A 21104-nucleotide genomic window follows, 5' to 3' on the forward strand; every position below is an offset into this window, starting at 1 on the left:
CGCCCCGCGTCCTGGGACGCGGGGCGGCCTCCTGATGCCGGAGCCGTACGCGGTCAGTGCGGCAGGCCACCGAGCGGCAGCGTCGCGCTGGGGCTGCCCGGGACGGGGGCGCTCGCCGAGCCGGTGCCGCTCGGGGTGCCGGTGCCGGACGGCGTCCCGGTGCCGGACGGCGTGCCGGTCGGGGTGCCGGTCGGGGTGCCGGTCGGGGTCTGGGTGGGCTTGTCGCTCGGCGTCTGGGTCGGCGTGCCCGTCGGGGTCCCGGTGGGCGTGCCGGTCGGCGTGCCCGGGTCGGTCGGCGTCGTCGGCGTGCCGGTGCCGGACGGCGTCCCGGTCGGCGTGCCGGTGCCGCCCGGGGTGGGCGTGGCCGGGGTGCCGCCGGTGGCCGGCGGGGCCGGCGTCTGGTTGGCCGGGCTCGGCGCGATCGGGGTGACGGTGTCCCAGCCCTTGGGCAGGTCCGGCACCTTCCAGGCGCCGCCGGCGTCGTCGGCCGCGCCGTCCGGGTCGGGGCGGACGGCGCCGAGGATCGCCATCGAGCCGATCGGCGAGACCTTGATGAACGCACCCGGCCGCGGCGCCTGGACGACCAGTCCGCCGCCGATGTACATCGCGACGTGCGAGGCGTCCTGGAAGTAGACCACCAGGTCGCCGGGCCGCAGCTGGTTCAGCGGGACGTGCTGCAGCTGGGCCCACTGCTCCTGGCTGGTGCGCGGGATCGGCTTCCCCGCGTGCAGCCAGGCCTGCGAGGTGAGGCCGGAGCAGTCGTAGGAGTCCGGGCCGGTACCGCCCCACAGGTACGGCTTGCCGAGCTGGGCGAGGGCGAAGGCGACGGCCCCGCGGCCGGCCAGCGAGGGGGTGCGCTCGCCCTTGCCGAGGGCACCGGAGGCGAGGAAGGCGAGCTGTGCCTCGTCGGCCTTGGCCTTCTCCAGCTGTTCGAGTTCGGTGCGCTGGGCGCCGGTGAGCGAGGAGACCAGCTGTTCGACCGAGGCGAGGTCGGCCGTGACCTTGGCCTTGGCGGCGTCCTGCTGGACGACCAGCGCCTGCGAGGTCTTGAGGGCTTCCTCGGTCTGCTTCTTCAAGCCGTCGAGCGCGTCCCGGTCGGCCTTGAGCTTGTCCAGGAACTCGGACTGCGAGCGGCTGGCCGCGGCGAGCAGTTCGGCGATGGTGACGGCCTCGTACGGGTCCTTGGAGAGCAGCAGCTCGGCGTAGGCGGAGGAGGCGCCGTTGCGGTACTGGGCGGCGGCGAGCTGGGAGGCGATGTCCGTCCCGGCGTCGACCTGCTTCTGCTGCTTGTCGAGCTTGCCCTGGAGGTCGGTGAGCGCGGTCTGCTGCTCGGTGACCTTGGCGACCGCGCCGTTGTACTGCTCGGTGGCGGCCTCGGCGCTCTGGTAGAGCCCGTGCAGCTGGTCGAGCAGCGGGCCGAGGGTGGCCTTGGCCGCGGCGAGCGGGTCGGCTCCGGGGGCGACGGCGATGCCGGCGCCCGGGTCGGGCGCCGCGTAGGCGGCCTGGGCGGCGAGCGGCAGCGCCAGCGCGGCGGCCGCGAGGACGGCTCCGCACCGCAGGGCGGCCCGCACCCAGGGGCGCACTCCTGACGTCTCCGTGCGCTGTGCAGCCCCGCCCATGGGTGGTCCTCCCCGCCCTTGCCCTGCCCTGCCCCGGTGGCGCCGTCCGCGGGCTCCCCGGGGACGATCCCGCAGATCCTCCCACGGGTTACTCGTCGGAAACAGAGCGCACGCGGACCGGGAGGTTAATTCTCGATTGATCTGTTGATCCGCGCGGAAGCCGACCTGCCCGGCAGCTGTGAGACAGGTCTCAGCAAACGGGGGCGAACCCGGACGTTCTCCGCTAATGTCCAGCTCAGCGCGGCCCGGGTCACTCCCTGGAAAGCTCCCGGACACCGGTGGGTCACCAGCGGAACCACGATTCCCGGCTCAGTTCACCTTCCGTTTACCCAACAGACCTACGGTCGCGACGTCATCAACGTCCGTGCGACAACTACGACGATTGTTTGGGTATGGAACACATCTCGTTCCTGGTAGCCGTTGTGATCATCACGGCGCTCGCCTTCGACTTCACCAACGGGTTCCACGACACCGCCAACGCGTCCGCCACCGCGATCGCGACCGGGGCCCTCCGTCCGAAGGTCGCGGTCACCATCGCGGCCCTGCTCAACTTCGCAGGCGCGTTCCTGTCGGTGAAGGTCGCCACCACCATCTCCGGTGGCATCGTCAACGAGAAGGCCGGCATCCACCCCGAGGTGATCTTCGCCGCCCTGGCCGGCGCGATCCTCTGGAACCTGCTGACCTGGCTGCGCGGTCTGCCGTCCAGTTCCTCGCACGCCCTGTACGGCGGCCTGATCGGCGCCACGATCGTCGGCGTCGGCATGAACGGCGTCAACTTCGACACCGTGATCACCAAGATCATCATTCCGGCGGTCGCCTCCCCCCTGGTCGCCGGCCTCGCCTCCTGGGGCGCCACCAAGCTGGCCTACGCGATCACCCGCAAGGGCAACGGCGCCGCCACCGACAAGGGCTTCAAGACCGGCCAGATCTTCTCCTCCTCGCTGATCTCGCTGGCGCACGGCACCAACGACGCCCAGAAGACGATGGGCATCATCACCCTGACCCTGGTCTCGGTCGGCGCCCTGCCGCACGGCGCGCTGCCCCCCACCTGGGTGATCGTCTCGGCGGGCGCCGCGATCGCGCTCGGCACCTACATGGGCGGCTGGCGGATCATCCGCTCGATGGGCAAGGGCCTGGCGGACATCAAGCCGCTGCAGGGCTTCGCCTCCGAGTCGGCCGTCTCCACCGTCATCCTGACCTCCTCGCACATGGGCTTCGGCCTCTCCACCACCCAGGTCTGCACCGGCGGCATCATGGGCGCCGGCCTCGGCGGCCCGAAGCCGGAGCTGCGCTGGAGCCTGGTCCGCCGCATGGTCTACACCTGGGGCCTGACCCTGCCGGCCGCCGGCCTGGTCTCCGGCGGGGCGGCCGTGCTGGCCCGCCAGGGCGCCTGGGGCGTCGCCCTGGTCGGTGCCGTGCTGGTGGCCGGTTCGGCCACGATGTGGGTCATCTCCCGCCGCCAGCCGGTCGGCGCGGACAACGTCAACGACGTCCCCGAGGTCACCCCGGTCGAGGTCGCCACCACCCCGGCCACCGCCGCCCCCACCCCCGCCTCGACCACGGTCGCGGCCTGAGCGCCGCAGACCGAGGAGCCTTCACCATGCACATCAAGTGGAACGCCCTGGCCCAGACCGCCGGCATCAGCTTCGGCGTCACCGTCGCCGTGGTCGCCGTCTTCGCCCTCGGCATCCTGGCGCTGTCCCGCCGGGAGGCCGCGCTGAGCTCCCGCGAGGCGGGCGGCCAGGCCGCCGGCGGCGGCAAGCCCGCGCTGCTGGCCGGCGCGTACACCTGCTTCGCGCTCTGCGCCTGCGCCGTGGTCTACGGCCTGGTACTGATCGCCGCGCCGTAGGGCGTCACGGCACCGAGCAACGCCGACGGGCCGGGGAGAGTCGAACTCTCCCCGGCCCGTCGGCGTCACGCCCGCGCGTTCCCCGCCCCGGTCAGCTCTCCTGGGTGGTCCGCAGCGCGGTCTCCCGGATGAACAGCACGGTGACGAAGGCCAGCGCCGCGAAGGGCGCGGCCCACAGGAAGACCGTGCCGACGCCGTGGCCGAACGCGTCGGTGACCAGCGGCAGGATCGGGGCCGGCAGCTTCGCCAGGTCCGGGATGCCGCCGCCGGAGGCCGCGGCCCCGGCCGGGATGTGCGCGGCGGCGAGGTTCTCGGCCAGGTAGTGGCCGACCTTGTTGGACATCAGCGCGCCCAGTGCGGAGACGCCCATCGCGCCGCCCATGGTGCGGAAGAAGGTGACGACGGAGCTGGCCGCGCCGAGCTCGTGCCGGGGCACCGTGTTCTGCACCGCGAGCACCAGGTTCTGGCTGGTCAGGCCGAGGCCGATGCCGGTGAGCGCCATGTAGAGGGAGAGCAGCCCGTAGTCGGTGTCGGCCCGGGCGGTGCCGAGCAGGCCGAAGCCGATCGCGAGCAGCGCGGTACCGGCGACCAGGTAGGCCTTCCACTTGCCGTACTTGGTGATCAGCCGGCCGGCCACCGCGGAGGAGACCGCCAGGCCGATGATCATCGGCAGCGTCATCAGGCCGGCCGTCGTCGGGGACTTGTCCCGGGCCAGCTGGAAGTACTGGCTGAGGAAGGTGGTCGCGCCGTACATCCCGACGCCGACCAGCACGCTGGCGATCGCGGCCAGGGTGACGGTGCGGTACTTGAACAGCGACGGCGGGATGATCGGCTCGGCGGCGCGACGCTCGACCACCACGGCCAGCGCGGCCAGCAGCAGGCCGCCGCCGACCATGGCCGCGGTCTGCCAGGACAGCCACGGGTAGTTGGTGCCGGCCAGCGTGATCCAGATCATCAGCAGGCTGACGGCGCCGGTGATGACCAGCGCGCCCAGGTAGTCGATCTTCGCCGGGCGCTTGACCACCGGCAGCTTGAGGGTGCGCTGCACCACCAGGATCGCGGCCAGCGCGAACGGGATGCCGACGTAGAAGCACCAGCGCCAGCCGAGCCAGGAGGTGTCGACGATGACGCCGCCGATCAGCGGGCCGCCGATGGTGGCGAGGGCGAACACCGCGCCGAAGTAGCCGCTGTACCGGCCGCGCTCGCGCGGCGGGACCATCGCGGCCAGGCAGATCTGGCCGAGCGCGACGACGCCGCCGGCGCCGATGCCCTGGAGGGCGCGGCAGGCGATCAGCTCGCCGGTGTTCTGCGAGAGCCCGGCCAGCGCGGAGGTGGCGATGTAGATCAGCAGGGCGATCTGGAGCAGCAGCTTCTTGCTGGCCAGGTCGGAGAGCTTGCCCCAGATCGGGGTGGAGGCGGTCAGCGTGAGCAGGGCCGCGGTGATCACCCAGGTGTAGGCGGACTGGCCGCCGTGCAGGTCGGTGAGGATGTGCGGCAGGGCGTTGGAGACGACGGTCGACGAGAGCACGGCCACGAACAGGCCGAGCAGCAGGCCGGAGAGTGCCTCCATCACCTGCCGGTGGGTCATCGGGCGGTCGTCGACGGCGGCTGCGGCGCCGGTCGAGGCCTGGGTGGTCACGGTCATCTGGGTCCTTCGGCGAGGCGGGCGGCTACGGGGCGCGGGGCACAGGGCGCGGCGTGCGGGGTGCTGGGTACATGGGCCGGACAATTTGTTGCCTTAAGCAACCATACGACTGATAGTTGAGTAAGGCAACCTTCTTCAAGCCCAAGCAAAGCCCCCGTCCGGCGTGAGAGTTCCGCCACTCCGGCGCGGCCCGCCAGGCCCCTGCCCCGACCCGACACCCCGTCACCACCAGGCGCTCCTCGTCCGCCGCGGCACCGGCGCCGCCCGGTGGCAGTGGCCGAGAACCGGCGCGTGGGGTAGGACAAGCGAGTTAGTTCATGGTATTAAGTATCCGTTTTCCACCGATACGCGAAGGAGATCTGGATGACCGCCCCGGGGCAGGGATTCGTCGCCGAACTGAAGGGCGCGGTCACACCGCGTGCGGCACTGCTGGTGATCGGCGTGCTGCTGCTGCAGCTCGGGTTCATCACCTCGTACGTCGGGGCGCTGCACCACCCGACCCCGCACAAGCTGTCGATCGCGGTGGTCGCCCCGCCGCAGGTCACGCCCAAGCTGGTCCAGGCCCTGGAGTCGGTGCCGGACGAGGCGGTCAAGCCGGTCACCGCGCCGGACACCGAGACGGCGACCCAGCAGATCAAGGACCAGAAGATCTACGCCGCGCTGGTCGTGGACCCGAACGGCACCCAGGACACCCTGCTGACCGCCGGCGCCCGCGGCACCTCGGCCGCCAAGGCCGCCGAGAGCATCACCACCGCGCTGGACAAGTCCCAGGGCCGCACCGTCAAGGTCGAGGACGTCGTGCCGCTGGCCAAGGGCGACACCAACGGCCTCACCGGCTTCTACCTGGTCATCGGCTGGTGCGTCGGCGGCTACCTGGTCGCCTCCATCCTCGGCATCAGCGCCGGCTCCAAGCCCGCCAACGTCCACCGCCTGCTGATCCGCCTCGGCGTCCTCGCGCTGTACTCGGTCGGCGCCGGCCTCGGCGGCACGATCATCGCCGGGCCGGTGCTGGACGCGATGCCCGGCTCGATCCTGTCGCTGACCGCCATCGGCGCCCTCGTGGTGTTCGCCGTCGGCGCCTTCACCATGGCGCTGCAGTGCCTGTTCGGCATCATCGGCATCGGCCTGGCGGTGCTGGTCTTCGTGGTGCTCGGCAACCCGAGCGCCGGCGGTGTCTACCCGGCCCCGATGATGCCGCCGTTCTGGCGGGCGATCGGCTCGCTGATCCCGAACGGCGCCGGTACCAGCGCCACCAAGTCGATCGCCTACTTCGGCTCGACCAACCTGGGCATGCCGATCCTGGTCCTGGTGATCTGGGCGCTGGTCGGCGTCGCCGTCGCCTTCCTCGCCGTCCTGCGCACCCCGCGCGAGGCCGGGCGCGAACTCGACGCCGGGGCCCCCGCCGCGGCCTGAGCCCGGCCCACCGCCCGCAGCACCGACCGGGCCCCCGACCGCAGTGGTCGGGGGCCCGGTCGCGTTCCGGGGCCCGTTCCCGTTACGGGGGCCCGTTCCCGTTCCGGGGCGGTCGGCTCAGCCGCCCGCGAGCGGCCCCGGGTCCGCGACGATCGCGCGCACCACGCCCACCGCCGCCCCCAGCAACGGCCCGCGCCGACCGAGCCGGGAGACCGTCAGCCGGCCCTCCGCCCAGGGCCGGACCGTCACCCGGGCCGCCAGCTCGTGCCGCATCGCCGGCAGCAGCCAGGGCGCCAGCCGGGCGTAGCCGCCGCCCAGCACCACCTCGGCCGGGTCCAGCAGGTTGACCGCCCCGGCGGCGGCGATGCCGAGCGCGGCGCCCGCACCGGCCAGCGCCGCCCGCACCGGCTCGTCGCCGGCGCCGGCGCGTTCGGCGAGCAGCGCCACCCAGTCGCCGCGCACCCCGGCCAGCCCGGCCGCCCGCAGCACCGCCGCCTCGCCCGCGTACTGCTCCAGGCAGCCGTGCGACCCGCAGGCGCAGCGCCGCCCCTCCGGGTGGACGGGCACGTGGCCCAGCTCGCCCGCGTAGCCGCGCGACCCGCGCAGCAGCCGGCCGCCGACCACCACGGCGGCGCCGACGCCGGCCTCGGCGGAGACGTAGAGGAAGTCCTCCGGGCCCTCGCCCAGCCAGCGCTCGGCCAGGCCGCCGAGGTTGGCCTCGTTGTCCGCGTCGACCGGCAGCTCCGCCAGGCCGTCGCCGACCACGCGCAGCGCCGGACGCAGTTCGGCGGCCAGCGGGACGTCCTGCCAGCCGAGGTTGGCGGCCCGCTGGAGCACCCCGCCGCTGCCGACCAGCCCGGGCACGGCCAGGGTCAGCCCGGCCGGGCGCAGACCGGACTCGGCGACGGCCGAGCGCACCAACCGGGCCAGGTCGGCCATGACGGCGGTGGGTTCCCGGCCGTGGTTGGCGCTCTCCTCGCGCCGCCAGGCCCGGACCTCACCGCGCAGGTCGACCACGCAGACGCCGAGGTGGCGGACCCCGATCTCGGCGCCGAGGCCGCCGGGCCCGAGCGGGTTGAGGCCGAGCGCGGTGCCGGGGCGGCCGACCTTGCCGCTGGGGGCGGCCGGGCCCTCCTCGACGACCAGGCCCGCCGAGATCAGCTGTTCGGCGAGCGAGGAGACCGCGGCCCTGGTCAGCCCGGTTCCGGCGGCCACCTCGGCGCGCGAGCGGGGGCCGCGCGCGATCAGGCCGAGCACCAGGGCCAGGTTGGCCCGGCGCATCCCCTGCTGACTGGCGGGCCCGGTCCGGACGCCGTCCGGCTCCCCGCGCATAACCCTCACCTCACGGTCTTTCCGGCACATCCCGTGGCATCTCGGGTGCAGCGTAACCGGGTTCCGGCTCCGCGTGCGCCCGGGCGGCGGGGCTGGTGAAGACCCAGCGCCGCATCGCCCAGAAGCGGAACAGCATGGCGACGAAGGTGCCGACCACCATCCCGCTGAGGAAGTCGGCGACCTCCTGCTGGAACGGGTCGACGTACGGCTCGCGCAGGTCGAGGGCGTACCGGGAGAGCGCCAGCGGGATGTCGTTGACGCCGATCGCCACCACGCTGACCAGGAAGAACAGCAGGGCCTCCGGCCGGCGCCCGTCCGTCCGGAAGGCCCAGCGGCGGTTGAGCACGTAGGAGACGACGGTGGCGATCACCGTCGCCACCGTCAGGGCCACCACCGGCTGGTGCTGCAGGACGGTGAACTTGAGCTCGACGTCGATCACCGTGGTGAGGACGAAGCAGCCGCTGCCCACCGTCAGGAACTTCACCAGCCGGCGGTGCCGCACCAGGAACGGCCGCAGCCGCGCCGGCACCCGGGCCAGGACGCGCTGCGTGGGGGACGGCATCTCCGCAGTGTGGCACGCGGAGCCGCCGTCCCCCTGTCGATCACGCCGGGCCGGCGGTCACGTCGGCCCGGCGGCCACCTCAGGCCGCGGCGACCAGCACCCCGGCCGGCTCCAGGGCCAGCGCCAGCACCTCCCGCACGTCGGCCACCGGGTGGACGGTGAGCCGCTCCAGCACCTCGGCCGGGACGTCGTCCAGGTCGGCCTCGTTGCGCTTGGGGATGATCACCGTGGTGACGCCGGCCCGGTCGGCGGCGAGCAGCTTCTGCTTCACCCCGCCGATCGGCAGCACCCGCCCGGTCAGCGACACCTCGCCCGTCATCGCCACGTCGGTGCGCACCTTTCGGCCGGAGAGCAGCGAGGCCAGCGCCGTGGTCATGGTGATGCCGGCGCTCGGCCCGTCCTTGGGGACGGCCCCGGCCGGGACGTGCAGGTGCACGCCGCGGTCGCGCAGCGAGGTGACCGGCAGTTCCAGCTCGGCGCCGCGCGAGCGGAGGTAGGAGAGCGCGATGTGCGCGGACTCCTTCATCACGTCGCCCAGCTGTCCGGTCAGGGTCAGCCCGGTGCCGCCCGTCTCGGCGTCGGCCAGCGAGGCCTCGATGTAGAGGACGTCGCCGCCGGCGCCGGTGACGGCGAGGCCGGTGGCCACCCCGGGGACGGCGGTGCGCCGCTCGGCGGGTGCCTGGGCGGCCTCCGGCACGTGGTGCGGGCGGCCGATCAGGGCGGGCAGGTCCGTCGCGCCGACCGCGGCGGGCAGCTCGCGCTCGCCGAGCTCGGCCTGTGCGGCGATCTTGCGCAGCACCCGGGCGATCGAGCGCTCCAGGGTGCGCACGCCCGCCTCCCGGGTGTACTCCCCGGCGAGCCGGCGCAGCGCCTCCTCGTCCACGCTGACCTGTCCGTCGGCCAGGCCGGCCTTCTCCAGCTGGCGCGGGAGCAGGTGGTCGCGGGCGATGACGACCTTCTCGTCCTCGGTGTAGCCGTCCAGGCGGACCAGCTCCATCCGGTCGAGCAGCGGCTCGGGGATGGCCTCCAGCACGTTGGCGGTGGCGAGGAAGACCACGTCGGAGAGGTCGAGTTCGACCTCCAGGTAGTGGTCCCGGAAGGTGTGGTTCTGGGCCGGGTCCAGCACCTCCAGCAGGGCGGCGGACGGGTCGCCCCGGTAGTCGGAGCCGACCTTGTCGATCTCGTCGAGCAGGACGACCGGGTTCATCGAACCGGCCTCCTTGATCGCCCGGACCAGCCGGCCGGGCAGCGCGCCGACGTAGGTGCGCCGGTGGCCGCGGATCTCCGCCTCGTCCCGGACGCCGCCGAGCGCGACCCGGACGAACGTGCGGCCCATGGCGCGGGCCACGCTCTCGCCGAGCGAGGTCTTGCCGACGCCGGGCGGCCCGACCAGGGCGAGCACCGCGCCGCCCCGGCGGCCGCCGATCAGGCCGAGCCCCTGGTCGGCCCGGCGCTTGCGGACGGCCAGGTACTCGACGATCCGCTCCTTGACGTCGGTGAGACCGGCGTGGTCGGCGTCGAGCACGGCGCGGGCGCCGGCGATGTCGTACGCGTCCTCGGTGCGCTCGTTCCAGGGCAGCTCCAGGACGGTGTCCAGCCAGGTGCGGATCCAGGAGCCCTCGGGCGACTGGTCGGAGGAGCGCTCCAGCTTGTCGACCTCCTTGAGCGCGGCCTCGCGGACCTTCTCGGGCAGGTCGGCGGCCTCGACCCGGGCGCGGTAGTCGCCCTCCTCGTCGGCCGGGTCGCCGTTCAGCTCGGCCAGCTCCTTGCGGACGGCCTCCAGCTGGCGGCGGAGCAGGAACTCCTTCTGCTGCTTGGCCACGCCCTCCTCGACGTCCTTGCGGATGGTGTCGTTGACCTCCTCCTCGGCGAGGTGGTCGCGCAGCAGGGTGAGCGCGTACTCCAGGCGGGCGACCTGGTCGGCCTCCAGCAGCACCTTGAGCTTCTGCTCGGCGGTGGCGAAGGGCGCGTAGCCGATGTTGTCGGCGAGCTCGCCGACGCCCTCGATCTGCGCCACCCGGTCGACGATCTGCCAGGCGCCGCGCTTGCGCAGCCACTGGGTGGACAGCGCCTTGTACTCCTTGACCAGCTCGGCGGCCCGCCCGGCCACCGGCATGCCGACCGAGGACTCCTTGAACGGTGTGGTCTCCACCCAGAGGGCGGCGCCGGGGCCGGTGGTGCCGACCCCGATCCGGACCCGGCGCACGGCGCGCACCAGCGCCGCCGGCTGCCCGATCGTGCCCGGGCCGTCGGCCAGCCGGCCGACCTGCTCCACGGTGGCCAGCGTGCCGGCCGCCGCGTACGAGCCGTCCACCCGCGGGACCAGCAGGACCTGGGGCTTGCCGGAGCCGGTGGCCGCGGCGCGGGCGGCCTCGACCGCGGCGCGCACCTCGGTGTCCTTGAGGTCCAGCGGGACGACCATGCCCGGGAGCACGACCTCGTCGTCGAGGGGCAGCACGGGCAGGGTGAGCGGTGTGGACGTCGATGCCATGATCTCTCCCCGGTCAGTGAACTTGAGTCGACCTGACTAAGGATTCGCGAGCGCCGGTTGTTCCCCCCATCGTGTTCGCTGTGAGCGAACAGGACCGTCACCGGAACGGCCGGGGGGAGGCCCCGTCAAAAGAGAGCGGAAAGAACGGCCCAAGAGGACCCCGGCCTCAGCGCGCGGTGGACGGCCGGCGCCCGGCCCGCACCACCGCGGCGGCCTGGGAGACGACCGGGGAGGCGACCGAGGAGAGCACCGAGGAGGCGGACCGGGAAGCGGCGGAGCCGACCGCCCGCACCCGTGCCGGCCGCGGCCGAGGCCCGGGCGGACGCCGCTCGATCCGGCCCAGCCAGCGCCACAGCGCCATCCCGGTGAGCAGCGCGGCCGGGTGCCCCACCGCCGTGACCAGGTCCTTCTGGGTGGCGATCTGCTGGGCGAGCAGCAGCCCGACGCCGGCCAGCGCCACCGCCCGCGCACGCGGCGGCAGCGCCCCGGCCGCCGCGCCCAGGCAGGCGAGCACGCCGTAGCTGACGCCGATGTCCAGCTGGTCCATCGCCGCCGGGGCCAGCCGTCCGGTCTCCACCGCGGTGATCACCACGCCCTGGGAGAGCAGGGTGGCCGCGACGTGCCCGGCGGCGAACACCGCCGCCGCCCGGGCCGGACCGACCCGGCGCTCCAGCGGGGCCAGGGTGACGGCGAAACCCCACAGGTAGGGCAGCCACGATCCCCCGGCCACCCAGAAGCCGCTGAGCAGCAGGGCGCGCAGCGGGTGCTGGAGCAGGTTGTGGCCGTCCGAGCTGGAAGCTTCCTGCAAACGCTGGACGAGTTCCGGATCGGCGATCCCGGCGAAGGTCGAGGTGAGTCCGACGACCGCGAGATATCCGATCGTGAACGGGGTGCGCCGAGGTGTCGGCACGCGTTCCAGCAGCCATTCGACGGCACCGCCGCGCAGCCGGGCCGGGAGCATTCCGTACGGCGCCCCCGAAGGCGCGCGCCCGCCGGCACCCCACCGCAGTCCAGCCATGACGCCTCCGCTCCCACACCCGCAGCCGCACGGCGCCCGGAGGCGCCCGACGCCCCGGCGCGGAGGCCGGATTCCGCCCTGCGGGGCGTTGTCGCGGCCACGCTACGTCGAGGTTCTGAGAGGCAGCTGAGAAAAGCCCGTGAAGACCGTCGACGGCGGAAGCGGCCGGATTCCCGACATTGGTCCAGACCTTCTCCCGATTAACGCGTCAGTAGGGCCTCTGACCGGCGACTTGGCGTCAACTGGACTGCATACGTACCGTTACGCAGTGAAAATTCGCCGGGTAAGGTATCGGCCCGTGCCCACTCGTGCGGTGGGCCCGAGGGCGGCCGGACAGCCGGCCCAGCGGGCCGGAAACGTCCGGTCCGCCTGCCGGGAGGCATCCGCTGTCCGTACGCTGCGAAGTGCGTGGGAGGAGTGGGCGGAAGACCATCCGTCCTCCACTCCCCGGTGCACGAACGGGACGGCGGACCCGGCACAGTCCACGACGGAACAAGACTACGAGCGGAGCCCCGCCATCCCCACAGGTGGCCGGCCCGCAGCCCTGGGGGCGGTGGCGTGACCGTGACAGAAATTCAGCAGGACAACCCCAACACCGGCGGCACTGTGAGCAGCCAGCGCAGAGTGCTGGTGGTGGAGGACGAACCCACGATCGCCGAGTCGATCGCGGCGCGACTGGGCGCCGAGGGGTTCAAGGTCGCCGTGGCCCACGACGGCCCCGGCGCGGTGGACGGCTTCCACACCTGGCAGCCGGACCTGGTGGTCCTGGACATCATGCTGCCCGGCTTCGACGGGCTGGAGGTGTGCCGCCGGATCCAGGCCCAACGCCCGGTGCCGGTACTGATGCTGACCGCCCGCGACGACGAGACGGACCTGCTGGTCGGCCTCGGCGTCGGTGCCGACGACTACATGACCAAGCCGTTCTCCATGCGCGAACTGGCCGCCCGGGTCAACGTGCTGCTGCGCCGCGTCGAGCGTGCCCAGCAGGCGGCCCGCACGCCCGCGCTCGGCAGCCTGCGCTTCGGCGAGTTGGAGATCGACCACGTGCAGCGCCGGGTGCGACTCGCCTCGGGCGACGTCCACCTGACGCCGACCGAGTTCGACCTGCTGGCCTGCCTGGCCGCGCAGCCGCGCGCGGTGCTCACCCGTGAGCAGTTGCTGGCCGAGGTCTGGGACTGGACCGACGCGTCCGGCACCCGGACCGTGGACAGCCACGTGAAGGCGCTGCGGCGCAAGATCGGCGCCAGCTGGATCCGCACCGTCCACGGCGTCGGATACGCGCTGGAGGCCCCGCTCTCCTGACGGGGGCTTCGGGCGACGGGCCACCGGGGGGCCCGTGTCCCGGCACCGCCGTGACAACACGCGGGGATCACAGGGGACCAATGACCTTTCCACAGCAACGCAACGGGGACGCCGACGGCGCGCGCCCGCAGACCCTGGCCGCACGGGCGGCCAGCCGGGTCTGGGCCGACATCCGTCCGCTCGACCCGGTCCGCTCGATCAAGGGCAAGCTCGCCCTGCTGGTGATCGTCTCCGTGTTCCTGGCCACCGGGATGGTGGTCGTGGCGATCCGGTCCGAGACCCAGATCCGGATCATCATGGTCTTCTCCATGATCGCCTCGCTGCTGTTCATGCAGTTCCTCGCGCACGGGCTGACCGCCCCGCTGCGCGAGATGACGGACGCCGCCCGCGCGATGGCCTCCGGCGACTACAGCCGCCGGGTCGAGGTGAACTCGCGCGACGAGATCGGCGAACTGGCGGCCGCCTTCAACGGCATGGCCGCCGACCTGCAGGCCGCCGACCGGCACCGCCGGGAGCTGGTCGCCAACGTCTCGCACGAGCTGCGCACGCCGATCGCGGCGCTGCGCGCCGTGCTGGAGAACGTGGTGGACGGCGTCGTCCAGCCCAACCCGGCGACCCTGGGGGCCGCGCTGGAGCAGACCGAGCGGCTCGGCCGCCTGGTCACCCACCTGCTGGACCTCTCCAAGATCGACGACGGCGTGGTCGACCTGGACGCCCGCCCGTTCGAGGTGCGCGAGTTCCTGGACGGCGTGCTGCGCGGGGTCACCGTGGACGGCGCGACGGCCGGCGGGGCCTTCTCCCGGCGCGGCGACGTCCGGCTCGCCCTGGAGGTCAGCCCGGTCGGCCTGACCGCCGTGGCGGACCCGGAACGCCTCCACCAGGTGGTCGCCAACCTGGTCGACAACGCCTGCAAGCACTCCCCGCCCGGCGGCACCGTGACGGTGCGCGCCCGGCCCGACGGCGAGGACGGCGGCCTGCTGCTGGAGGTCCAGGACGAGGGGCCCGGCATCCCGCCGGCCGACCGCGGCCGGGTCTTCGAGCGGTTCAGCCGCAGCGGCACCGCGACGGCCTCCGGGCCGGGCTCGGACGGCGGCACCGGGCTGGGCCTGGCGATCGCCCGCTGGGCGGTGGACCTGCACGGCGGACGGATCGCCGTCGCCGAGTCGCCGCGCGGCTGCCGGATCGAGGTCCGGCTGCCCGGGCAGTCCTGAGCCGGGCGGGACATTTGTCACAGATCCGACACAGACGCATACGAAGATCGTCGACGGATGAACCTGGGCGTTTGTCCGGTTTCGCCCTGCTTTAGGGGGTGATCGGGCCCGATCGGTTCCCCTCAGATACGGCTTTCTAACGTGCTTTTTCAGCCAATCTGCAGGTCAGGACTGTGATCTGGGCGACGCCTGGGGCCCGGGGACTGCGCGATCACTGGTCAGGGGCGTAGCCTTAATCCCCGCTGTCCAAACATCCCAAAAGGAAGCGGAAGAGGGCGGTTGCCGCCGTGTCGCCACAGTCCCCTGAAACCCCCAACAGCTCGGCAAGTTCCACTGGCTTCGGCCCCAATGAGTGGCTCGTCGATGAGATCTACCAGCAGTACCTCCAGGACCCGAACTCGGTCGACCGAGCCTGGTGGGACTTTTTCGCCGACTACAAGCCCGGTACCGAGGTGACCCCAGTGACCCAGGCCGCGACCCAGGCCGGCCCCACGCCGACCCCTGCCGCTGCCCCCGCGCCCGCCGCAGCTGCTGCGCCGGCCGCACCCGCCGCCCCGGCCGCTCCGGCCCCGGCCGCCGCCGCCCCGCTCGCCGCCGCGCCCGCCGCGCCCCCGGCCCCCAAGGCCGCCGCCCCGGCCGCGCCCGCCGCCACCGCCGCGGCCGGCCCCGAGCTGGTCCAGCTGCGCGGCCCGGCCAAGGCCGTCGCCACCAACATGGACGCCTCGCTGGAGGTGCCGACCGCGACCTCGGTCCGCGCCGTCCCGGCGAAGCTGTTGATCGACAACCGCATCGTCATCAACAACCACCTGCAGCGCGCCCGCGGCGGCAAGGTCTCCTTCACCCACCTGATCGGTTACGCCCTGGTCCAGGCCATCAAGGCCGCCCCGGGCATGAACCACAGCTACAAGGTGGAGGACGGCAAGGCCTTCCTGGTCAAGCCGGAGCACGTCAACCTCGGCCTGGCGATCGACCTGGTCAAGCCGAACGGTGACCGCCAGCTCGTCGTCGCGGCCATCAAGAAGGCCGAGACCCTCGACTTCTTCGGCTTCTGGCAGGCCTACGAGGACATCGTCCGCCGGGCCCGCGCCAACAAGCTGACCATGGACGACTTCACCGGCGTCACGGTCTCGCTGACCAACCCCGGCGGCATCGGCACCGTGCACTCCGTGCCGCGCCTGATGCAGAACCAGGGCACCATCGTCGGCGTCGGCGCCATGGAGTACCCGGCCGAGTTCCAGGGCTCCGCTCCGGAGACCCTGTCCCGGCTGGGCGTCTCCAAGATCATGACGCTGACCTCGACCTACGACCACCGCGTCATCCAGGGCGCGGCGTCCGGCGAGTTCCTGCGCGAGATCCACCGCCTGCTGCTCGGCGAGAACGGCTTCTACGACGAGATCTTCGAGTCGCTGCGGATCCCGTACGAGCCGGTCCGCTGGGCCACCGACGTCGCCACCACCCACGACGACGAGGTCAACAAGACCGCGCGCGTCATGGAGCTGATCCACTCCTACCGGGTCCGCGGTCACCTGATGGCCGACACCGACCCGCTGGAGTACAAGCAGCGCAAGCACCCCGACCTGGACGTCACCACCCACGGCCTCACCCTGTGGGACCTGGAGCGCGAGTTCGCGGTCGGCGGCTTCGGCGGCCAGCGGATGATGAAGCTCCGCGACATCCTCGGCCTGCTGCGCAACACCTACTGCCGCACCGTCGGCATCGAGTACATGCACATCCAGGACCCGAAGCAGCGCAAGTGGCTGCAGGAGCGCCTGGAGAAGCCGTACTCGAAGCCGGAGCGCGAGGAGCAGCTGCGGATCCTGCGCCGGCTGAACTCGGCGGAGGCCTTCGAGACCTTCCTGCAGACCAAGTACGTCGGCCAGAAGCGCTTCTCGCTGGAGGGCGGTGAGTCGCTGATCGCGATGCTGGACGCGACCATCGACGCCGCCGCCGAGCACCGCCTGGACGAGGCCGTCATCGGCATGGCCCACCGCGGCCGCCTGAACGTGCTGGCCAACATCGTCGGCAAGCCGTACGGCAAGATCTTCGGCGAGTTCGAGGGCAACCTCGACCCGAAGTCGATGCACGGCTCCGGCGACGTCAAGTACCACCTGGGCGCCGAGGGCACCTTCACCGGCCTGGACGGCGAGACCATCAAGGTCTCGCTCGCCGCGAACCCCTCCCACCTGGAGGCCGTGGACCCGGTCGTCGAGGGCATCGCCCGCGCCAAGCAGGACATCCTGGACCAGGGCGGCACCACCTTCCCGGTGCTGCCGATCCAGATCCACGGCGACGCGGCCTTCGCCGGCCAGGGCGTCGTCGCGGAGACCCTGAACATGTCGCAGCTGCGCGGCTACCGCACCGGCGGCACCGTGCACGTCGTGGTGAACAACCAGGTCGGCTTCACCGCCGCCCCGGCGTCCTCGCGCTCCTCGATGTACTGCACCGACGTGGCCCGCATGATCGAGGCCCCGATCTTCCACGTGAACGGCGACGACCCGGAGGCCGTGGTCCGCGTCGCGCGGCTCGCCTTCGAGTTCCGCCAGGCGTTCCACAAGGACGTCGTGATCGACCTCATCTGCTACCGCCGCCGCGGTCACAACGAGGCCGACAACCCGTCGTTCACCCAGCCGCTGATGTACGACCTGATCGACAAGAAGCGCTCGGTGCGCAAGCTGTACACCGAGGGCCTGATCGGTCGCGGCGACATCACCATGGAAGAGGCGGAGCAGGCACTCCAGGACTTCCAGGGCCAGCTGGAGAAGGTCTTCGCCGAGGTCCGCGACGCCGCCCAGGCGCCGGCCCCGACCGCCGGCGGCAAGCCGCAGGCCGACTTCCCGGTCAACATCCAGACCGGCATCTCCCAGGAGATGGTCAAGCGGATCGCCGCCTCGCAGGTCAACCTGCCGGACTGGCTGACCGTCCACCCGCGCCTGCTGCCGCAGCTGCAGCGCCGCGCCGCCTCGGTCGAGGACAACACCATCGACTGGGCGATGGGCGAGACCCTCGCCATCGGCTCGCTGCTCATGGAGGGCCACCCGGTCCGCCTGGCCGGCCAGGACAGCCGCCGCGGCACCTTCGGCCAGCGGCACGCCGTGCTGATCGACCGCAAGACCGGCGAGGACTACACCCCGCTGCAGTACCTCACCGAGGACCAGGCCCGCTACACCGTCTACGACAGCCTGCTGTCGGAGTACGCGGCCATGGGCTTCGAGTACGGCTACTCGCTGACCCGCCCGAACGCGCTGGTCATGTGGGAGGCGCAGTTCGGCGACTTCGTCAACGGCGCGCAGACCATGGTGGACGAGTACATCGCCTCCGCCGAGCAGAAGTGGGGCCAGCACTCCGGCGTCACCCTGCTGCTGCCGCACGGCTACGAGGGCCAGGGGCCGGACCACTCGTCCGCCCGCCCGGAGCGTTTCCTGCAGATGTGCGCGCAGGACAACATGACGGTCGCGATGCCGACCCTGCCGTCGAACTACTTCCACCTGCTGCGCTGGCAGGCGCACAACCCGCACCACAAGCCGCTGGTCGTCTTCACCCCGAAGTCGATGCTGCGTCTCAAGGCCGCGGCGAGTGCGACCGAGGAGTTCCTGTCCGGCTCGTTCCGCCCGGTCATCGGCGACACCACCGTCGACCCGGCGCAGGTCCGCAAGGTGGTCATCACCGCCGGCAAGTTCTACTACGACGTGGCGGCCGCCCGCGCCGAGCGCGGTGTCACCGACACCGCGATCGTCCGGGTCGAGCGGCTCTACCCGCTGCCGGTGGCCGAGCTCCAGGAGGAGCTGGCCCGCTACGGCGACGACGTCCAGTTCGTCTGGGCGCAGGAGGAGCCGGCCAACCAGGGTGCCTGGCCGTTCATCGCGATGAACCTGGTCGACCACCTCCAGGTCGTGATCGGCCGCAGCGGCGGCGACGCCCGTCTGCGCCGGGTGGCCCGCACCGCGGCCTCGTCGCCGGCGGTCGGCTCCGCCAAGCGGCACGCGGCCGAGCAGCAGGCGCTGCTCGAGGAGATCTTCGCGCTCTGACGCGCGCAGGCTCCGCAGCACCAGCGACGCCCGCGGCCCCGCCCCCGACCAGGGGGGCGGGGCCGCGGGCGTACCGGCCGGCCGGCACCGCACCGGTCGGCCGGCCCCGACTATCCTGACCGGGTCAATCCCCATCCGACCGGAGCGAACCGTGTACTTCACCGACCGAGGCATCGAGGAGCTGGAGAGCCGGCGCGGCGAGGAGGAGGTCACCTTCGAGTGGCTCGCCGAGCGCCTGCGCGAGTTCGTCGACCTCAACCCGGACTTCGAGATCCCGGTCGAGCGGCTGGCCACCTGGCTGGCCCGGCTCGACGACGAGGACGACGACGAGTGAGCCCCGGCGGCCGCTCGTGAGAGGGCCCGGGAGGCGACCGCCTCCCGGGCCCTTCGCGCGTCTCCCGTAGGGGACGGCTCCGGGACGCATCCGGGCCGGGTTCAGGGGTGGAACCGCTTGCTTTTCCCGGCACGCGATATATCGTCTTTGGAAGAGAACGCGATACATCGCGATCCGCTACGGGAGGCGGCAGAGATGAGCCAGTGGACGATCGAGGAGCCGGGCAGGACCACGTTCGAGGACGCGGTCCGCGCGCTGCACGTGCGCGTCATCGACGGCACGGTGAACGTGGTCGCGGCCGAGGGCCCGGCCCGCCTGGAGGTCACCGACCTCACCGGCGACCCGCTGCACCTGACGCTGGTCGACGGCGTCCTGACCGTCACCTACAAGGACATCAACAGCTGGGGCGAGTTCGGCAACTGGATCAAGTCGGTCGGCTCGGTCCGCAGCTTCTTCGACTCCTTCAAGCGCAAGCGCTCGGTCGGCGTCACCCTGACCGTGCCGGCCGGCACCGAGGTCAAGGTCGGCACCGTGTCGGCGCACGCCACCGTGAGCGGCATCGACGGCCACGTCTCGGTGCAGAGCGCCAGCGGCGACACCACCCTGGCCGGGGTCACCGGCCGGATCGACGCCAGCACCGTCACCGGCGACGTGGACGCCCAGGCGGTCGGCGGCCAGCTCAAGGTCAACACCGTCTCCGGGCAGCTCACCGTGATCGCGGGCACCGCCGACCGGGTCCAGGCCAACACCGTCACCGGCGCCGTCACCCTGGACCTCGACGTGGCGGGCGAGACCGACGTCAAGGTCAACACGGTCAGCGGCCCGGTCGTGGTCCGGATTCCCTCGCTGGCCGACGCCACCGTCGAGGCCGGCTCCACCAGCGGCGACGTCTCCAGCACCTTCGACGAGCTCACGATGAGCAGCACCTGGGGCGCCAAGAAGATCACCGGCCAGCTCGGCGAGGGCCGCGGCAGCCTCAACGTCACCACCGTCTCCGGCGCGGTCACCGTGCTGCGCCGCCCCGAGTCGGAGGACGACGCCCCGGTGGTGGTCCGGGAGCTCCCGGCCGGCCCCGCCTCCGACGCGCCCACCGGCCCCGACCTCACCAAGGAGGCCTGAGATGAGCCCCGTCTTCGGTCACGGCCGGCTCCGGCTCTACCTGCTCAAGCTGCTGGACGAAGCCCCGCGGCACGGCTACGAGGTGATCCGCCTGCTGGAGGAGCGCTTCCAGGGCCTGTACGCGCCGTCCGCCGGCACGGTCTACCCGCGGCTGGCGAAGCTGGAGCAGGAGGGCCTGGTCAGCCACAGCACCGAGGGCGGCCGCAAGGTCTACCGGCTGACCGACGCCGGGCGCGCCGAACTCGAAGCCCGGCAGGTCGAGTTGGACGAGCTGGAGCTGGAGATCCACGACTCGGTGGCCCAGCTCGCCGGCGCGATCCGGGAGGACGTCCGGGACAGCGCCAAGGACCTGCGCGAGGAGCTCTGGCAGGCGGCCAAGCAGGCCCCCCGGCCGGGCCGCGCCGAGACCGGCGGCGACCCGTGGGCCGGGCCCTGGGGCGACAACGACTCCTGGCAGCGCGCCAAGGAGGAGTTCGCCCAGTTCAAGCGGCAGGCCAAGGAGCAGGCCAAGCGCGCCCGGGAGCAGGAGCTGGCCGCCAAGGCCAAGGCGAAGGCCGCCGAGGAGGAGGCCCGCCGGCTGCGCGAGCAGGCCAAGGCCTCCCGCACCGCCGCCCAGCAGGAGGCGCTGCGGATCAAGCGCCGGGTCGAGCAGCAGGTCCGCGAGCACGCCGCCAAGGGCGACTGGCCGACTGGGCTGGCCGAGGGCCTGTCCGAGCTGACCAAGGGCCTGGCCGGGCTGGCCGACGCGGCCCGCTGGGGCCACCCGACCGGTGAGGCCGGCCAGGCCACCGGGGCGGCCGAGGGCGCCGAGTCGTCCGAGCGGATCACGGCCACCCGGATCGACCTGGACAAGGACTCGGGCAAGGGCCAGGACGGGCCGACCGCCACCGCCGACCTGCCGCCGTGGGCGCACACCGATCCGGACGGCGACCCGGCCCGCGAACTGGAGCGGCTGCTCGACCGCTTCCGCGACCAGGTCCGCGACGCGGCCCGGGACGGCGCGGTGAGCGCCGACCGGCTGGCCGAGGCCCGCGCGGTGCTGGGCGCCGCCGGCGAACGGTTGAAGCGGCTGCTCGGCTGAGCCGACCGCCCGCCCGGGCCCGGGGGGGGGGGGAAGGGGGGGGGGGGGGGGGGGGGGGGGGGGGGGGGGGGGGGGGGGGGGGGGGGGAGGGAATTTAATGAGA

General features: G+C 72.8%; 15 protein-coding genes. 9 read left to right on the forward strand and 6 right to left on the reverse strand.

Annotated elements, in window-relative coordinates; translation table 11 throughout:
* Positions 1-53 precede the first annotated feature (53 nt).
* Positions 54-1619 (reverse strand): NlpC/P60 family protein, encoded by a 1566-nt coding sequence (locus ACZ58X_RS13230; protein ID WP_470333762.1) that lies wholly within the window; start codon positions 1617-1619, stop codon positions 54-56.
* 392 nt (positions 1620-2011) lie between these two features.
* Between ACZ58X_RS13230 and ACZ58X_RS13235 the strand changes: the two genes are divergently transcribed.
* Together ACZ58X_RS13235 and ACZ58X_RS13240 are read left to right on the forward strand one after the other, a co-directional pair.
* The gene (locus tag ACZ58X_RS13235) at positions 2012-3193 is read left to right on the forward strand and encodes an inorganic phosphate transporter (RefSeq protein WP_470333763.1); all 1182 of its coding nucleotides are present in this window, start codon (positions 2012-2014) and stop codon (positions 3191-3193) included.
* A gap of 26 nt (positions 3194-3219) precedes the next feature.
* A complete protein-coding gene (locus ACZ58X_RS13240; RefSeq protein WP_470333764.1) occupies positions 3220-3468 on the forward strand; it encodes a hypothetical protein in 249 nt (82 codons plus the stop codon).
* A 91-nt stretch (positions 3469-3559) separates the two neighbouring features.
* Here the strand turns inward: ACZ58X_RS13240 and ACZ58X_RS13245 are convergent, their stop codons facing one another.
* Entirely contained in the window at positions 3560-5056 is a 1497-nt protein-coding gene (locus tag ACZ58X_RS13245) for an MDR family MFS transporter (protein ID WP_470333869.1), read from the reverse strand.
* A gap of 420 nt (positions 5057-5476) precedes the next feature.
* Here ACZ58X_RS13245 and ACZ58X_RS13250 point away from each other — a divergent pair, with 420 nt between their 5' ends.
* Positions 5477-6526, forward strand: a complete 1050-nt coding sequence (locus tag ACZ58X_RS13250; RefSeq protein ID WP_470333765.1) for an ABC transporter permease — start codon at positions 5477-5479, stop codon at positions 6524-6526.
* 117 nt (positions 6527-6643) lie between these two features.
* Here the strand turns inward: ACZ58X_RS13250 and ACZ58X_RS13255 are convergent, their stop codons facing one another.
* The 4 genes from ACZ58X_RS13255 to ACZ58X_RS13270 form a co-directional block, all read right to left on the reverse strand.
* Complete coding sequence (locus ACZ58X_RS13255) at positions 6644-7858, reverse strand: ROK family transcriptional regulator (protein WP_470333766.1); 1215 nt, start codon at positions 7856-7858, stop codon at positions 6644-6646.
* 10 nt (positions 7859-7868) lie between these two features.
* A complete protein-coding gene (locus ACZ58X_RS13260) occupies positions 7869-8420 on the reverse strand; it encodes a GtrA family protein (RefSeq protein ID WP_470333767.1) in 552 nt (183 codons plus the stop codon).
* A 79-nt stretch (positions 8421-8499) separates the two neighbouring features.
* Positions 8500-10911, reverse strand: a complete 2412-nt coding sequence (gene lon, locus ACZ58X_RS13265; RefSeq protein ID WP_470333768.1) for an endopeptidase La — start codon at positions 10909-10911, stop codon at positions 8500-8502.
* Positions 10912-11077: 166 nt separating this feature from the next.
* Entirely contained in the window at positions 11078-11929 is an 852-nt protein-coding gene (locus ACZ58X_RS13270) for a rhomboid-like protein (protein ID WP_470333769.1), read from the reverse strand.
* Positions 11930-12493: 564 nt separating this feature from the next.
* On the opposite strand from ACZ58X_RS13270, the gene ACZ58X_RS13275 reads away from it, so the two are divergent.
* The 6 genes from ACZ58X_RS13275 to ACZ58X_RS13300 all read left to right on the forward strand — a co-directional run bounded on the left by ACZ58X_RS13275 (position 12494) and on the right by ACZ58X_RS13300 (position 21001).
* A complete protein-coding gene (locus tag ACZ58X_RS13275) occupies positions 12494-13231 on the forward strand; it encodes a response regulator transcription factor (RefSeq protein ID WP_094742879.1) in 738 nt (245 codons plus the stop codon).
* 80 nt (positions 13232-13311) lie between these two features.
* Positions 13312-14442, forward strand: a complete 1131-nt coding sequence (locus ACZ58X_RS13280; protein ID WP_402481259.1) for a sensor histidine kinase — start codon at positions 13312-13314, stop codon at positions 14440-14442.
* Positions 14443-14729: 287 nt separating this feature from the next.
* Positions 14730-18467, forward strand: a complete 3738-nt coding sequence (locus ACZ58X_RS13285; protein WP_470333770.1) for a multifunctional oxoglutarate decarboxylase/oxoglutarate dehydrogenase thiamine pyrophosphate-binding subunit/dihydrolipoyllysine-residue succinyltransferase subunit — start codon at positions 14730-14732, stop codon at positions 18465-18467.
* Positions 18468-18618: 151 nt separating this feature from the next.
* Positions 18619-18801, forward strand: coding sequence for a DUF6104 family protein (locus ACZ58X_RS13290; protein ID WP_350504423.1), 183 nt, complete (start codon positions 18619-18621; stop codon positions 18799-18801).
* A 195-nt stretch (positions 18802-18996) separates the two neighbouring features.
* On the forward strand, positions 18997-19920 hold the full coding sequence (locus ACZ58X_RS13295; RefSeq protein ID WP_470333771.1) for a DUF4097 family beta strand repeat-containing protein: 924 nt from the start codon (positions 18997-18999) through the stop codon (positions 19918-19920).
* 1 nt (position 19921) lies between these two features.
* Complete coding sequence (locus ACZ58X_RS13300) at positions 19922-21001, forward strand: PadR family transcriptional regulator (RefSeq protein WP_470333772.1); 1080 nt, start codon at positions 19922-19924, stop codon at positions 20999-21001.
* Positions 21002-21104: the final 103 nt, after the last annotated feature.

Source organism: Kitasatospora sp. NPDC040550, from assembly GCF_055594965.1.